The following is a 15,538-nucleotide window of genomic DNA, read 5'->3' on the forward strand; positions in this document are numbered from 1 at the left end:
ATCCAAAACCGGAATGTGGCAGCCGTTAGTTGGTCGGGCCGTTGTCGATGCGGGATTCGATGGTGGCCTGCACCGTGCTGCTCACCGCCGACAGCAAGTTGTAGCCGGTGGCCTGCTCGATGGCATCTACGGAAGTACGATACGTACCCCAGGTGGTGGCCACCGTCTGGTCGTTGGGCGTGTCGATGGCAATAATGCGGGTGGCGGTGGTTACGCGGCTGGCATCGGACGTGCCGTTGGGCATCACTACTATCACTTTCCAGCAGCGGTTAGGCACCGTGATTTTGCCGCTGGCGATGGTGGTGGCGTAGCCATTGACGCCGGTGCCGCCTCTGCCGTAGCTGCCGCAGATGATGTAGAGCTCATTGCCGGCATTCACCAGTGTACGGCAGTAGTTTTCGAGGCCGGCCCAGGTGCGCTGGTTGTTGTTGGCCGCCTGGGGCATCATGTTGGTCATCAAGAACGTGGCCGAGTTATCGGCTACCGAGCCGGTGCGGTCGGCGCTGGGGCAGTTGTGGCCCCGGTCGAAGCCCGAGCCGGTGTAGCTGCTGGTAGTGGCCTTAAACCAGGTGCTGGGCAGGCTGTTATCGGCCGCGAAATTATCCTGGCGGGGAGTGCTGCCCAGCCAGGCGCTGCTCAGGTGCCAGCTCACCCAGTTCGGCACCGCCCGGTCGCGGTGATACGACATCACAAACTGAGGCTTCACAAGCAGGTAGTTGGTGTACTGGGCGGCATCCGTAACGGCGCCGCTGGGGTTGCCCAGGGCCAGATGGCTGTCACGCGTGGCTGTGGCATCGGCCGAAGCCTGCACGGCGGTGGGCGCCTGCGGTGAAACCAACTCTTCTTTCGAGCAAGCGGCAGCCAGTGTCAGCAGGGCGCCCCAGGTGAGCAAACGAATACCAGTACGCTTCATGTGTTGGAGGTGTGTGAAGTAAGAAGAGAAGAAGGAGCGGTAGCTGCTACCTCGGGTAGAGGCAGCAGGTTGATGATGCGGCAAAGGTTATGCTTTGTTTTCAGGCTGATGTTACTTAAATATTATCATTTTATTCATTTGACCTCTACTTTATTGAAAAAAACTCAAAATTTAATTCATCCAATATCTTTTGCTTATTCCGATGAATTCCATCTTGACCGCCACCTGCCCGGGGCCCACAGTATGGCCCCTATGACCGCCTGACTGGCGCACTAAAAAAGCCGTTGGCAGTGCCAACGGCTTTTCCGGCTGTATTCTACACACCAATCGTTACTCAATGTTTGTTAGCTGCACTGCCTAAGGGCCCGTCACTACAAGGCGCTGGCTACCGATCGTCTGGCCTTGGGCACTGGTCAGGACTACGTGGTAGAGCCCTGCCGGCAGGTTTTCGCCCTGCAGCGTGAGCTTGTCGGCTGGCAGCTGGCGCAGTAGCACACCCCGCATGTCGTATATCTTGAGCACGGCCACGGCCGCCGCTTCGCTGCTGTTAGTCAGGCTCACCCGCACCGTGCTGGATTGCGCAGCGGGGTTAGGATACAGAGAAATGGCGGTTTGCGTGGTGCTTTTCCAGGACACGGCCACCACTGGCGAATACTCCGGGGTGCCATCCGTATCTACCTGGCGCAGGCGGTAGTAGAGGGTGGCCGCCTGGGTGGCAGCGGCCGTTTCGTCGCGGAAGCTGTAGCTGCGGCCGTTGCTGGTGCCGCTGCCGGCCACCCGCCCGATTGGCGTAAACCCACTGGCCGGATTCAGGGCCCGCTCTACCTCAAAATACTGGTTGTTGCGCTCCGAGGCCGTACGCCACGCTACCTGCACAGCCGGGCCGGCCGCCTGCGCCGTGAAGGCCACCAGCTCTACGGGCAGTGGGCCCGTGGGCGTAATGGTGGCCGGGAAGCCCGACAGCTTGTCTTCGGCAAACACCTGGTACACCAAAGTACGCGCCAGCACGGCCGCCGTAGAGCTTACCTCTACTTCCACTTTGGCAAAGTCCTGGGTGGTATTGAAATACACTTCTACCTGGCCATTCGTCAGCAACGACTGATTGAGCAGCGTGCTACCACTTGCCGTTTCGAGCAGCTGACCTGCGGCATTATAGGTGCGCAGGGTAATGGCGTTGAGCAGCTGGGTATTGAGCAGCCCCGTACCCTGCCGGATAACTGCGCCGGCCGCATTGCCGGCCTGCCCTGCCCCATTGAGGTCCACGCGCAACGAAGTGCGCGAAAGTACCCCTAACAAACCCGTGCGGATAACGGCGAAGTTGTTCAGGTCGGCGTCAGCGGCCCGCTCTCCGTTCACGATGATTGTCGTGTCGTTGAGGGTTACCAGCGCTACTCCGTTCCGGCTGCCCTGAAACTTTCCGACGCCGCTGGCAAAGTCCGACCGGATGGGGTCTTGGTCGCGGAAGGCCGAAGGCTCAATTCCGAAACCGTAGTACACATTCAGGTTGTCGAGCAACCCCAACAGGCTGCTACGGGTGAGCTGCACCTCGTCGAACGCCCGGTTGGTCGGGAAGCTCACCTGATATTTATCCCCCGGCAAAGCTGTCACCTGGAGCAGGCCCAGTCCCGAAACGGTTTCGCGCGGCTCTCCATTCAGGAACGTTCTGATTTGCAGACTTCCCAGCGCCTGAAGATCAGCCAGCCCTTGCCGGCCCACCACAAACCCGGCGTAGAAGCCACGCGGCACGGCGGCCTCCAGCTTCACGCGCAAGGTGTTGGGGCAGCTAACGCCCAACACGGTATTGAAGGTCGCAAAATTGGTTAGGTCGGTATCGGCAGCCCGGTCCGCGTTGGCCACGTTGGAGTTGACGCACACCGTCACGCCGTTGTCGACTACCTGCGTGCTGTAGGCGGTGCCGGCAGCAGGGTTTGGGAAGCGCGAAACCACGCCTTTGGCTGTTTCTACAATGTTGGCATCCACGCCATAGGCATAGTAGACCCGTAATTCATAGCCTACGCTAAGCAACGACCGCGCCTCTATTTCAATTCTGTTAAAACTCTGTTTAGTAATAAATTCCACTCGCATAGGGTCTGAAGAGCCAAGCAGTGCCGTGACGAGTCCGGTAGCCGGGAACGACTCACGCTCCTGCCCATTCAGGTAGGTGGTGATTGTAACCGTACCGACCGCTGAGAGCAGCCCGGAAGTACCGAGCACAAAGCCCGCTCGGTAATTTGCCGGAACAGTGCCACTCATATTGAGCCGGATGGCCGCTGAGGCCCCACCCAACAAACTCACGGTGGGCAGTCGTAGAGTAGCAAACTGTGCCTTATCCCCCACGGCGTTGTTATCATTTAGCACTTGGCCGCATGGAAATGGCAGCGCCAGACCACAGGTAGTAGTGATGCCTTGTACCGAGGCACCATAATACGCGGGGCCGGCAGCCCAGCTGAGCGACATGGTTGTTAGCCAAACGATGGCTAACGCAATGGTTCGAAAGTAGATATGGCGTGTCATAGTGGTAGGTCAGGTACAGGCAGAGCGAACTACACTGCCCTGCTTTGCCTGGTACAATACCACTGCCACACTGCACTCATTTTATTTATACACTGACGTTCAACAAGTTAATTATATTAGAAAATTAATATATTATCCCATTTATAGATTATGATTCCCAATTAGGGAATAAATGGTAAAGCCCATATTTCCCTGTTATACTCGCATCTTTCTGCCCCTTTTCACCCCCGCCCTAGCTATCGAAAACCACACAGTCAGCCTGCCTCATTGCATAGGCGCCTTACAGGGTGTCCAGTTTGCGGAGTTTGTAGTCTGATTGGCTTCGCTACAGTCGGTTAAGCATTTCTGCTATACATGTCTGCCTCCTCCCCCATCCATATTTTCATTGTCGAAGACAATGCCTGGTACGGCGAACTGCTCGAGTATAAACTGGGCCAGAACCCCGATTATCAGATCCAGCGCTTCATTACGGCCCAGGCCTGCCTCGACCACCTGGGCGAAAAGCCGGACCTGATTACGCTCGACTACAACCTGCCCGACGGGAAAGGCGACGAAGTATTGCGCCAGATCAAAGAGCGTTTGCCCGAGGTAGCCGTCATCATCATTTCGGGCCAGGAAGATGTGCGCACAGCCATCGGCCTGCTCCGCCAGGGGGCCTACGACTACCTGGTGAAAGACGAGGAAACTGCCGACCGGCTGTGGAATTCCGTCGGCAACGTGCGCAAACAGATTCAACTGCGCCGCGAAAACGAGCGGCTGCGGGAACAGATTGGTCTCAAATACGATCCTACCCGTGCCATTTTGGGAAATAGCGCCCAAATGCGCCAGCTCAACACGTTGATTGAAAAAGCCGCCCGCACCAACATTACCGTTTCGGTGAGTGGTGAAACCGGCACCGGCAAGGAGCTGGTGGCCAAAGCCATTCACTACCTGTCGCCGCGGCACGAGCACGCCTTTGTGGCCGTGAACCTGGCCGCCATTCCGCGCGACTTGCTGGAAAGCGAATTGTTCGGGCACGAGAAGGGCGCTTTCACCGGGGCCGTCAGCCGCCGTATCGGGCGCTTTGAGGAAGCCAACCGGGGCACGCTGTTTCTGGATGAAATAGCCGAGATGCCGCTGGAGCTGCAGGCCAAGCTGCTGCGGGTGCTGCAGGAGCGCGAAGTATCCCGCGTGGGCGGAGGCGCCCCCATTCCGTTTGATGCCCGCCTGATGGTGGCCACCCACCGCGACTTGGCCGCCGAGGTGCAGCAGGGCAACTTCCGCGAAGACCTGTACTACCGCCTGTTGGGGCTGCCCATTGTGCTGCCGCCCCTGCGCGAGCGAGGCCAGGACGTGCTGCTGCTGGCCGACTCCTTCCTGGAAGAGTTCTGCCAGCAAAACAAGATGGCCTCCTGCCGGCTCTCAGACGAGGCCCGCAACCTGCTGCTGCGCTACTCTTTCCCGGGCAACGTGCGCGAGCTGAAGGCCGTAGTAGAGCTAGCCGCCGTACTGGCCGAAAACGACCTGATTCAGCCTCAGGATCTGTCGTTGCGGGCACAGAGCGGGGCCAGTAGCGGCCTCATTTCCGCCAACGAATCGTTGCGGACGCAGGTGGCCACCATTGTACAGCGCTACCTGGATGCCCACCAGGGGAATATTCTGCAGGTAGCAGCCAAGCTGCAAATCGGGAAGTCCACTATTTATCGTATGGCTCAAAACAACGAGGTGCGGTTGCGATAGTTTCTAGCGGAACAGTAGCCTTCTCATTTCGCTACGCTCCATTCTGCAGACGCACTCCATGACATCAGGCTCTATATCTCTTCGACAGCTGAAACGCCGGCTTCAGCTAACGCAGCAGGCGCTGCAGGCTCAGCAACAGGAGATGCAGCAGCTGCGCGAGGATCTGGCCCGGCAGAGCACGGCCGCGGCCAACCAGGTAGCGGCCCTGCTCCAGACCATGCACACCGGCCTGCTGGTAGCCGACCACAACCGCCGCATCACGCTGCTCAACCAGAACTACTGCGACCTGCTGGAGCTGCCCCAACCACCGGCCTATTATCTGGGCCGCCTGATTCAGGAGCTCTGGACCGTATGCCGGCCGCGGGTGCGCAACGCAGCAGAACTGGAGACTGAAACGATAGCAACCATGCGCAGCCAGGAGCGCAGCTGTGCGCTGATTGAACTGGTAAACGGGTGCGTTCTGCAGCAGGAATACCTGCCGGTAGTAAGCCAGGGCCTCACGCAACTCTACCTGTTCAGCTACGAAGACGTGACCCAGCAGCAGCAGGTGCTGGGGCGCGTGCGGGAGCTGTCGAGGCTGGCTGAGCAGAGCCCCTCCCCTATTATCTGCTTCGGGATGGATGGCGAGGCACGCTATGCCAACTCCGCCGCCGGCCACGTGCTGCAAGCCCTCAGCCAACCCGAGTGGCAGCACGACCGGCAATTTTTGCAGCAGCAGGTTACGGAGGCGCTGCAGGAAGGCGCTACGCGGGTGGTGGAGCGTCGCCTCGACGGCAATTTCTATCACTGGACTATTGTGCCGCTGCCAGCGGAGCAGACCGCCAATGTCTACCTGACTGATATTACGGCCCGGCGACGGGCGGAGTCCGAGCTGCGCCACAGCCAGCGGTTTACGACCCGCATCAACGACACCATTCCGGTCATCGTGTATCTGTTCGATATCCAGGCCCAGAGAATGATTTATCTCAACCGGCAGATGGAGCAGATACTGGGCTACTCGGAGGCAGACCTTAAGGAGCTTGGCGATGATATAGTGCAGCACATGTTTGATCCGCAGGGCCTGCAGGACGTAGCCGGTAAGCAGGAATTTCTAGCCAACATGACCGACCAGCAGCTCAGCACCGGCGAGTACCGCGTGCGGCACCGCGACGGCAGCTGGCGCTGGATCTGGGTGCGGAGCCGGGTTTTCCTGCGTGATGCGCAGGGCCGCGTGCAGCAGCTTCTGGGAAGCGCCGAGGACATTACGGAACGCAAGCTAACGGAGCAGGCTCTGCGCCAGAGCCAGCTGCTGATGGAGCGGGTAGCCTACACTGCGCCCAACCTCATCTATATCCAGGATCTGCAGGAAAACCGCAATATCTATTGCAACCGTGCCGTTGAGCATATGCTGGGGTATACCGGAACCGAAATCCAGGCTCTTGGCAGCCAGGTATACAGCCACCTTATGCCGCCCTCGCAGGTGAAGCTGATGCAGGAGCACTACGCGCAGGTGGCCCAGCTGGCCGACGGCCAGATGCTCACGCTGGAATACTATCTCAACCACCGCAATGGGTCGGTGCGCTGGATGCGCGTGACGGATACGCCTTTCGAGCGCGACGCCGAGGGCCGGGTGCGGCAGCTGGTAGGCGTGGGCGAAGACATTACGCGCTGGAAAGTAGCCGACGAGCAGCGCCGCACCGCCAACCGCCGTCTGGCCGAGCAGAACCGCCTGTTTCGGCAGGTAATTGATACCGCCCCGCACCTGATCTACCTCAAAGACCGGCTCGGCAACTACCTGCTGGCCAATAAGGCCATTGCCGACCTCTACGGCATGACGCCCGAGCAGATGGTAGGCATAAAGCCCGAAAAGCTACCCAACGTGCCCACCGACGGCCAGCGCTACCGCCAGCAGGACGAAGAACTGCTGCGCACCGGCCAGGAGATGGTGCTGGAAGAAAGCTTCACGAAGCCCGACGGCGAGCTGCTGTGGTTCTACAGCATCAAGCGCCCGTTTGTGCTGGCCGATGGCAGCATGCAGGTGCTGGGCATCGACACCAACATCACGGAACTCAAGCGTACCCAGCTGGACCTGCACGCCGCCAAAGAAGCGGCCGAGCAGAACGCGCAGGCCAAGCAGGATTTCCTGTCCAACATGAGCCACGAAATCCGGACGCCGCTCAACGGCATTCTGGGCATTGCCGGGCTGCTGGCCAAAACCCCGCTCGACGACCAGCAAAGCCAGTTCCTGCGTCACATCCGCTATTCCGCCGACCATTTGCTGGTCGTCATCAACGATGTGCTGGCCATGGCGGAGCTGGGCGCGGGCAAGGTCCGGCCCGAAAGCATCCTGTTTGACGTGCGCGACGTGCTGACGGCCAGCCGGGAGCTGCTGCTGCCCCGGGCGCAGGAAAAAGGCATTGCGCTGGAGCTGGACCTGCCGCCGGCCTCGGTGCCCACCACCGTGCTCGGCGACCCGCACCGCCTGCGTCAGGTCCTGCTCAACCTGCTTTCCAACGCCGTGAAGTTCACGGCGCACGGCCAGGTAGTGGTTTCGTGCCGGCCTCTGCACCTCACGCCCGAGCAGGCTACGCTGCAGTTTCAGGTGATGGATACGGGCACGGGCATCCCGGAGCATCAGTTGCAGCAAATGTTCGAGCCCTTCATGCAGGCCTCTTCCAGCACGGCCCGCGAATATGGCGGCTCCGGGCTGGGCCTGAGCATCTCGCGGGGCCTGGTGGAGCTGATGGGCGGCACCCTCACCGCCGAAAGCCGCCTGCACGAAGGCAGTACGTTCTCCTTCACCCTCACCTTCAGCGGCGTACCCAGCGGCACTGCTGCCGCCCAGAGCAAGTCGGCCCCGGCCCCCAATTACTGGAGCCTTGGAGCCCGCCGGGTGTTGCTGGCCGAAGACAATGCCATCAATCAGTTTCTGGTAGAAACCCTGCTCAGAGGCTGGGGCTGGACCGTAGACACGGCTGGCACCGGCCCCGATGCGCTCCTGCTCTTCAACCAGCACCGCTACGACGTGGTGCTGATGGACATTCAGATGCCGGGCATGGATGGCGTGGAGGCCACCCGCCGGCTCCGCCAGCACCCCGACGCCGCACGCGCCGCCACGCCCATCCTGGCCCTGACCGCCCACGCCCTGCGCGACGAGGCCGAGCGGTTCCGGCAGGCGGGCTTCTCGGGTTATCTGTCCAAGCCGTTTCAGGAGGAAGAGCTGTTCCAGACCATCGCCGGAGCGCTGGGCCAGCGCCCGGCCGTGGTGGTGGCCCCCGCGCCCCCCGACACCGACCCCGCGGCCACGGCTTTGTACAGCCTGAGCGGCATCCGGCGGCTGGCCCACGGCAACGAAGAGTTTGTGCGCCGGCTGGCCCAGCTGTTCATCCAGACCACGCCACCCGCTGTGCGGGAGCTGGAGCAGCACCTAGCTGCCGCCAACTACGAGCAGCTGGGCGCGGCGGCCCACCAGCTCAAAAGCTCCCTCGATGGCCTCCATATCCGGAGTTTGCACGCGCCCATCCGGCGCCTGGAAGCCTGCCGCAAAGAGCCGCTCGACCCGCAGGAAGCCAAGCAGCTCGTGGACCTCGTGTGCAGCGTGACGGAACAGGTGATGGACGGCCTGCGCCTGGATTTTCCCGGGCTGTAAGCCGCCAGCCACGCGCCGGCCCAGCCGGCGCCTACCTTTGTCCGGTTCCCGCACTCATTGCTTTTGCTGCTCCATGACCTCTCTCCCGCTCGACACGCTCATCATCGGGGCCGGCCAGGCCGGCCTGGCGGCCGCCTACTACCTGCAGCAGCGCGGCGTGGCCTTTGCACTGCTCGACGAGCGGCCGGCCGTTGGCGACATCTGGGCGACGCGCTTTGATGCATTGAGGCTGTTTTCGCCACAGTGGGCCAGCGGGCTGCCCGGCCGGCCCTGGCCGGGACCGGCGCTGCACTATCCCTCCAAGGACGAGGCCGCCGCTTACCTGCGCGACTACGCTGTCCACTTTGGCTTCGCCGTGCACCTGGGGCAGAAAGCCACTTCCCTGACGCCGGACCCGGCCGGCAGCGGCTACGTGGTGCGCACTGCCACCGGCCAGACCTACCACGCTCAGCGGGTGATTGTGAGCACCGGGGCTTATTCGGCGGCGCGCATTCCAGCGTTTGCCGGGCAGTTGCCGGGCCGCGTGCAGCAGCTCCATAGCAGCCAGTACCGCAACCCGGCCCAGGTGGCAGGCGCGGGGCCGGTGGCGGTGGTGGGCAGCGGCAACTCGGCGCTGCAGATTGCCGCCGACCTGGCCGGCAGCGGCCGCCCCGTCTATGCTGCCTTCGACGACCAGACCCCAGCCTTCCCGAACAACCAGACCACGTGGGTACTGCTGAAGGGCACCGGCATGCTGCGCGTGTCGCGCTACAACTTTGCAGGGCGGGCCATGATGCACCGACCCGAGCCGGTGGTGCTCGGCGACCTGCAGCGCCTGCGCCGCTTCCCGAACGCGCAGTTTATGGGCCGGGCCACCGGGGCCACTGCCGAAGGCACACTGCAGGGCCGCCGCCTCACCACGCCTGCCCTGGAAGCCGTGGTATGGGCCACCGGCTTCGGCCCCGATTTCGACTGGATCAGGCTGCCTATCTTCGAAGCTGATGGCACGCCGCGCCACCACTACGGTCTCACAGAAGCGCCGGGAGTGGCTTTCATGGGTTTGCCCTGGCTGAACAGCCGCAGCTCGGCCCTGATGGGTGGGGCCGGCCCCGACGCCCGCCACGTAGTGGAGCGCCTGCTGGCGGCTTCCTGAGCCATGGCCGGCGCAGCGCTACTCCGTTTTGGAGTGCCGGCCCGGCCAGCACCCGTCTTTTCAGGAAAGCCTAAATTATGCTGCAACTACTGAGGGGCTTTCGTAGTTGTATAGGCAGTTCCCGACGCCGCTATATGGCCTCCAAGGCGAGTAAGGTGCCGGGATTTTTTTCGCTGTTTCTAACGCACTGTAGCATGTCACTTCTGATTTTTCTGGGCGTAGCGGTTGCCACGGCCCTGTTTGCCCTCAATACCTTCGACCAATTGAAAGCGTCGCTGAAGCCGATTCCCGTACGCGCCAAGAATCGCCGCTAACCGGCTGGTTTTTCGCATAAATGAGAAGCCCCGTCTGGAACCAGACGGGGCTTCTCATTTATGGGGAGGTCAGTGGCATTATGCCAGCTGCACTTCAGCGAATGACGAGCTTACGCATTTCGCTGGCGTTGTCGCCTTCAAGCTTCACGTAGTAGAGACCGTTGGCGAACTTGCTCAGGTCGAGGGTTTTGGTGAACCGGTCGTTGAGCTCCGTGATGGTTTCGCGGTAGATAACCGACCCGATGACGTTGAGCACCCGTAGCTCCAGCTTGCGGCCCTCAAAGCCATTGATGGCAATGTGGACGATGCCGGTGCTGGGATTCGGGTAAATCAGCAGGGAACGTTCCTCGGCGGGCCGTGAGGGACGGGCCGTGGGCCGCCCTACGGCCTGGCTCTGCACAGAGCTGCCAGCCAGGAGCACGAATAATAGAAAATAGCGTACGAGTTGCATCATAGTGGGCCGTAAAGCAGAAGGAAAAGCGCGAACAGAATACCTGGTGAAACGTTCGGCGCTTGATTAGGTTTGCAAAGATATTACGCTATTCCCGAATAGGTCGACAAAATATAACTCCTCTTCGACTAACTGCCCTTTTTTCGCCTCTTTTTCAGCTTCTTACCAGATAAAACAAGTTGGACGTTCTCATTATAGGCGGTGGATTGGGGGGGCTGGTGGCGGCGCTGGACCTGCGGGCGCGCGGCTACGCCGTGACGGTGGTGGAGCGGCAGCAGTATCCGTTTCACCGAGTGTGCGGCGAGTACATTTCCAATGAGGTGCTGCCGTACCTACGGCGCCTCGATGCCGACCCGGCGGTACTACAGCCGGCTCAGCTCACGCGCTTCTCGCTTAGCTCGCCGGCCGGCCGCACGCTGTCGGTGCCGCTGGACCTGGGTGGGTTTGGGGTGAGCCGCTACACGCTCGATCTGCACCTGTGCCAGCTGGCGGAAGCCCGCGGCGTCACGGTGCTGCAGAAAGCCACCGTGACGGCCGTGGCCTTCGATGCGGCCACCGACAGCCACACCGCCACGCTGGCCGACGGGCGGCAGCTGACGGCGCGCACGGTGCTGGGCGCTTTCGGCAAGCGCAGCACCTTTGACAGGCAGCTGCAGCGGCCGTTTTTTCAGCAACGCTCGCCCTACATCGGCGTCAAGCACCACCTGCGCCTGCCCGGCTACCCCACCGACCTGATTGCGCTGCACAACTTCGCCGACGGCTACGCGGGCATCTCGGCGGTGGAGGACGACCGGCTGTGCTTCTGCTACCTTACCACGCGCCAGAACCTGAAGGCCCAGGGCACCATCGCGCAGCTGGAAGCCAACGTGCTGGGTTGCAACCCGCACCTGAGGCGCATCCTCACGGAGGCCGAGTACCTGTATCCGCAGCCCGAGGTCATCAACGAAATATCCTTTGCGCCCAAGTCGTGCGTGGAAGACCACATGCTGCTGTGCGGCGACGCGGCGGGCCTGATTACGCCCCTCTGCGGCAACGGCATGGCCATGGCCCTGCACGGCGCGCAGCTGGCCGCCACCCACCTCCACGACTTCCTGCAGGGCCGCACCACCCGCGCCACGCTGGAAAGCCGCTACCGCCACGACTGGCAGCGCCAGTTCGGGCAGCGGCTGCGCGTGGGGCGGCTGGTGCAGGGCCTGTTCGGCCAGCCCGTGCTCAGCGAGGCCGTGGTGGGTGGTTTGCGCTACCTACCGGCCGCTGTGCGCGCCCTCATGCGCCGCACCCACGGGCAGGCGTTTTAAGCCGCTTTATCTTCGGCCCGTATACGGCTTCGCCGGCGCTGTAGCGCCGTGTATAGTATTTCCGCTTTCCGCTCCCTGCCTCTTCCACACGCTACCTAATTTCGTATACTGCAGTCAATGACCAGCTATTTGAGTGCCATCGGCACTGCCAACCCGCCCCACCGTCTCTTACAAGCCCAGATCGGGGATTTCATGGCCCGCGCCCTGCAGTTCGATGATGCTGACACCCGCAAGCTCCGGGCCCTTTACCGGGTGTCGGGCATCGGCCACCGCTATACCGTGCTGCCCGATTACGGCCGCGCCAACGGCGACTTCACCTTCTTCCCGAACACGACCGATCTGGAACCGTTTCCGTCGGTGGGGGCGCGTATGCGGGTGTACCGGCAGGAGGCCCTGCCGCTGGCCGCCGCCGCTGCCGAGAGCTGCCTGCAGCAGGCCCCGGAAGTAGCCGCCGACACGATTACGCATCTGATTTCGGTGAGCTGCACCGGCATGTACGCGCCGGGCCTCGATATTGAGCTGGTGAACCGGCTGGGGCTGCGGCCCGACATTCAGCGCACCTGCGTGAACTTCATGGGCTGCTACGCGGCCTTCAACGCTCTGAAGCTGGCCGACGCCATCTGCCGCGCCGATGCCGACTCCCGCGTGCTGGTGGTATGTACCGAGCTGTGCACCATTCACTTTCAAAAGCACCACGAGGAAGACCACCTGATTTCCAACGCCCTGTTCGGCGACGGCGCGGCAGCGGCCCTGGTGGTGGGCACGCCCACGGGCAGCCGGCCGCACTTGGCCATGGAGGCCTTCCACTGCGGCCTGGAACCCGACGGCCACGCCGACATGGCCTGGCACGTCAACGACTTCGGGTTTGAGATGACGCTATCGTCGTACGTGCCCAAGCTCATTCAGCGCGGTATCCGCAAGCTCACCGACGATTTGCTGCGCAACCTGCCGGTGCAGCTGGCCGACATCCGCCACTTTGCCATTCACCCAGGCGGGCGGCGCATCCTCGAAACCATCGAGCAGGAGCTGGGCCTCAGCAAGCAGGACAATGCACCCGCCTACCACGTGCTGCGCGAGTACGGCAATATGTCGTCGGCGACGGTGCTGTTTGTGCTGCGCGAGCTGCTGGGCGGGCTCACGGCCGCCGACGCCGGGGCGCCCATTCTGAGCTTTGCCTTCGGCCCCGGCCTCACGCTGGAAGCCATGCTGCTGCGGGTTGTGTAGTGGATTGGTGGAAGGTCATTCCGAGCAGCGCGAGGAATCTCGCGTGCTGACGTGGGCCTCACCCCCCGGCCCCCTCTCCCATGGAGAGGGGGAGCCTGACGTATTTCGCTCAGGCGGTCTTTAGTGAATTACTACGCTGGCGAGATTCCTCGCAAGCTCGGAATGACGTTATTCCTTCGTTCCTGCCCACCCCGCCACTCCACCAACCCGCCACTCCACCAACCCGCCACTCCACCAACCCGCCACTCCTCCCACCCCACCAAATCCTAATGCCTGATTTCACGCGCCGCGCTACTGAGGAGGAGCTGATGGACGACCTGTCGTTGGCTTCCGACGCGCTGCGGCGCAACCTCGACGAGCTGGAAACCATCAATACCTGGCTGGGCGGCTATGCGCCGGTGCTGCACGCGCTGGAGCAGCTGCGCCCGCAGCTGCCGCCGGGCCGCCCGCTGCGCCTCGCCGACCTGGGCAGCGGCGGCGGCGACACCCTGCGCCACATTGCCCGCTGGGCCCGCCGCCGCCAGATTCCGGTGGAGCTGGTCGGCATTGATGCCAACCCGTTTATGCTGCGCTACGCCACTGATAAGGCGCAGGACTACCCGGAAATCAGCTTTCAGCAGCAGGATATCTTCTCCGAGCAATTCCGGCAGCAGCCCTTCGACGTGCTGACGTGCAGCCTGTTCTGCCACCACTTCTCCGACGAGGCGCTGGCCGAAATGCTGGCCAGCTGGCAACGGCAGGCCGGGCTGGCCGTCATCATCAACGACCTGCATCGCCACCCGCTGGCCTACTACAGCATCCGCTGGCTCACGCGCCTCTTCCGCGGCTCCCACTTGGTGCAGAATGATGCGCCGCTATCCGTGGCCCGTGCCTTCACCCGCCCCGACTGGGAGCAGCTGCTGCAGCACGCCGGCATCCGACAGTACCGTCTGCGCTGGCGCTGGGCGTTTCGGTGGCAGTTGGTTTTGCTGGGGAGTGATTGGGCAGACTGAATGTCATGCTGAGGCGCAGCCGAAGCATCTCGCGTGCTAACGCCTGAAATAGCCTAACAACGTCAGCACGCGAGATTCCTCGCTTTACTCGGAATGACGTTCAAAAGAATCCACCACTCCATCATCTAGCTCCACAAGTCCGCCGCCACGCGGAAGGTGTTGGCGTGGGCTTCCACGATGTCGATGATACGCGGGGAGTAGCCGCCGCCCATGCACACCACTACCGGCAGGCCGTGGCGGTGGCAGAGGCTCAGCACGAACTCGTCGCGGAGGCGGCAGCCGGCGCGGCTCAGGGTCAGGTGGCCCAGCTTGTCGGTTTCCAGCACGTCGACGCCGCTGAGGTAAAACACGAAATCGGGCTGCTGCTCTTCCAGAAGGCGGGGCAGCGTGTCGTGCAGCAGGGCCAGGTAGGTGGCGTCGTCGGTGCCGTCTGGCAGCGGCAGGTCCAGGTCCGACTGCTCCTTGCGGTGCGGGTAGTTACGGGCGCCGTGCATGCTGAAGGTGAACACCCGCGGCTCGTGCTGGAAAATGGCGGCCGTACCGTTGCCCTGGTGCACATCGAGGTCCACGATCAGCACCTTGCGCACGTTGTAGGCCGGCGTAGCCAGCAAGTAGTCGGCGGCGGTGGCCTGGTCGTTGAGCAGGCAGAAACCCTCACCCCGGTCGCGGAAGGCATGGTGGGTGCCGCCCGCAATGTTGAAGGCCACCCCACTTTGCAGCGCCCGGCGCGCACACTCCAGCGTGCCGCCCAAGATGGTTACTTCGCGCTCAAACAGCTGCGCACTCCACGGAAAGCCGGTGGCGCGCTCCTCGTGGCGCGTAAGCTGGCCGGCGCGCAGGCGCTGGTAGTAGTCGGCGGAATGGGTGCGCATGATATCGGCTTCCGGGGGCGGCTGGGGCACGAAAAAGGCACTTTCCGGCACCGTGCCTTCGCGCAGCAGCTGCTCCGGCAGCAGCTCGTACTTGAGCATCGGGAAGCGGTGGTTTTCCGGCAGCGGATGCGCGTACAGCGGGGCCCAGGCAATGGAAAGCATGTTGGGGTGATGAGGTAACTGGATGATTTTCTGTCATCCTGAGCAGAGCGAAGGATCTTATCACGTTAGCACGACTATCAAAACGACTCGTTCACGCGTGATAAGGTCCTTGGCTCTGCTCAGGATGACAGGGGGCGCAGTGTAACGTCCTAACACCCCCGAAAACGAAAATAACCGCCGGTGGGGCGGTTACTTCGGATTCGGGGAAGGAATGCGTGGGGCGTACTGGGCTCGAACCAGTGACCCCTACCTTGTCGAGGTAATGCTCTGAACCAACTGAGCTAACGCCCCGCAGTCCTTCTGGCGGCGGCCGGAAAGC

General features: G+C 62.3%; 10 protein-coding genes and 1 tRNA gene. 6 read left to right on the forward strand and 5 right to left on the reverse strand.

The window, feature by feature from the left end; all coding sequences use genetic code 11:
* Positions 1-25 precede the first annotated feature (25 nt).
* Both O3303_RS13225 and O3303_RS13230 read right to left on the reverse strand, forming a co-directional pair.
* Positions 26-913 (reverse strand): DNA/RNA non-specific endonuclease, encoded by an 888-nt coding sequence (locus tag O3303_RS13225; protein WP_269558866.1) that lies wholly within the window; start codon positions 911-913, stop codon positions 26-28.
* A 357-nt stretch (positions 914-1,270) separates the two neighbouring features.
* On the reverse strand, positions 1,271-2,893 hold the full coding sequence (locus O3303_RS13230; protein WP_269558867.1) for a T9SS type A sorting domain-containing protein: 1,623 nt from the start codon (positions 2,891-2,893) through the stop codon (positions 1,271-1,273).
* Between the two features lie 888 nt (positions 2,894-3,781).
* Between O3303_RS13230 and O3303_RS13235 the strand changes: the two genes are divergently transcribed.
* From O3303_RS13235 to O3303_RS13245, 3 genes are all read left to right on the forward strand, one after another.
* Positions 3,782-5,146 carry a sigma-54-dependent transcriptional regulator gene (locus O3303_RS13235; protein WP_269558868.1) on the forward strand — a complete coding sequence of 455 codons (1,365 nt, stop codon included), beginning with the start codon at positions 3,782-3,784 and terminating at the stop codon, positions 5,144-5,146.
* Positions 5,147-5,204: 58 nt separating this feature from the next.
* Complete coding sequence (locus O3303_RS13240) at positions 5,205-8,774, forward strand: PAS domain S-box protein (protein WP_269558869.1); 3,570 nt, start codon at positions 5,205-5,207, stop codon at positions 8,772-8,774.
* Between the two features lie 73 nt (positions 8,775-8,847).
* Entirely contained in the window at positions 8,848-9,906 is a 1,059-nt protein-coding gene (locus O3303_RS13245) for a flavin-containing monooxygenase (RefSeq protein ID WP_269558870.1), read from the forward strand.
* 408 nt (positions 9,907-10,314) lie between these two features.
* Here the strand turns inward: O3303_RS13245 and O3303_RS13250 are convergent, their stop codons facing one another.
* Complete coding sequence (locus O3303_RS13250) at positions 10,315-10,674, reverse strand: T9SS type A sorting domain-containing protein (RefSeq protein ID WP_269558871.1); 360 nt, start codon at positions 10,672-10,674, stop codon at positions 10,315-10,317.
* Positions 10,675-10,850: 176 nt separating this feature from the next.
* Here O3303_RS13250 and O3303_RS13255 point away from each other — a divergent pair, with 176 nt between their 5' ends.
* From O3303_RS13255 to O3303_RS13265, 3 genes are all read left to right on the forward strand, one after another.
* Entirely contained in the window at positions 10,851-11,969 is a 1,119-nt protein-coding gene (locus tag O3303_RS13255; protein WP_269558872.1) for an NAD(P)/FAD-dependent oxidoreductase, read from the forward strand.
* A gap of 117 nt (positions 11,970-12,086) precedes the next feature.
* Positions 12,087-13,193, forward strand: coding sequence for a type III polyketide synthase (locus tag O3303_RS13260; RefSeq protein WP_269558873.1), 1,107 nt, complete (start codon positions 12,087-12,089; stop codon positions 13,191-13,193).
* A 269-nt stretch (positions 13,194-13,462) separates the two neighbouring features.
* Positions 13,463-14,185, forward strand: a complete 723-nt coding sequence (locus O3303_RS13265; protein ID WP_269558874.1) for a methyltransferase domain-containing protein — start codon at positions 13,463-13,465, stop codon at positions 14,183-14,185.
* A gap of 125 nt (positions 14,186-14,310) precedes the next feature.
* On the opposite strand, the gene O3303_RS13270 is transcribed toward O3303_RS13265, so the two are convergent.
* Positions 14,311-15,219, reverse strand: a complete 909-nt coding sequence (locus O3303_RS13270; protein ID WP_269558875.1) for a histone deacetylase family protein — start codon at positions 15,217-15,219, stop codon at positions 14,311-14,313.
* 216 nt (positions 15,220-15,435) lie between these two features.
* Positions 15,436-15,510: transfer RNA gene (locus tag O3303_RS13275), tRNA-Val, on the reverse strand.
* Between the last annotated feature and the right edge of the window lie 28 nt (positions 15,511-15,538).

The sequence above is a fragment of the Hymenobacter canadensis genome (assembly GCF_027359925.1).
GTDB classification, from domain to species: domain Bacteria; phylum Bacteroidota; class Bacteroidia; order Cytophagales; family Hymenobacteraceae; genus Hymenobacter; species Hymenobacter canadensis.

Bases quoted from the DNA above. Each gene is read 5' to 3' on its own strand.
- O3303_RS13225 (WP_269558866.1), bottom strand. From the start codon at position 913: ATGAAGCGTACTGGTATTCGTTTGCTCACCTGGGGCGCCCTGCTGACA.
- O3303_RS13235 (WP_269558868.1), top strand. From the start codon at position 3,782: ATGTCTGCCTCCTCCCCCATCCATATTTTCATTGTCGAAGACAATGCC.
- O3303_RS13240 (WP_269558869.1), top strand. From the start codon at position 5,205: ATGACATCAGGCTCTATATCTCTTCGACAGCTGAAACGCCGGCTTCAG.
- O3303_RS13245 (WP_269558870.1), top strand. From the start codon at position 8,848: ATGACCTCTCTCCCGCTCGACACGCTCATCATCGGGGCCGGCCAGGCC.
- O3303_RS13250 (WP_269558871.1), bottom strand. From the start codon at position 10,674: ATGATGCAACTCGTACGCTATTTTCTATTATTCGTGCTCCTGGCTGGC.
- O3303_RS13260 (WP_269558873.1), top strand. From the start codon at position 12,087: ATGACCAGCTATTTGAGTGCCATCGGCACTGCCAACCCGCCCCACCGT.
- O3303_RS13265 (WP_269558874.1), top strand. From the start codon at position 13,463: ATGCCTGATTTCACGCGCCGCGCTACTGAGGAGGAGCTGATGGACGAC.
- O3303_RS13270 (WP_269558875.1), bottom strand. From the start codon at position 15,219: ATGCTTTCCATTGCCTGGGCCCCGCTGTACGCGCATCCGCTGCCGGAA.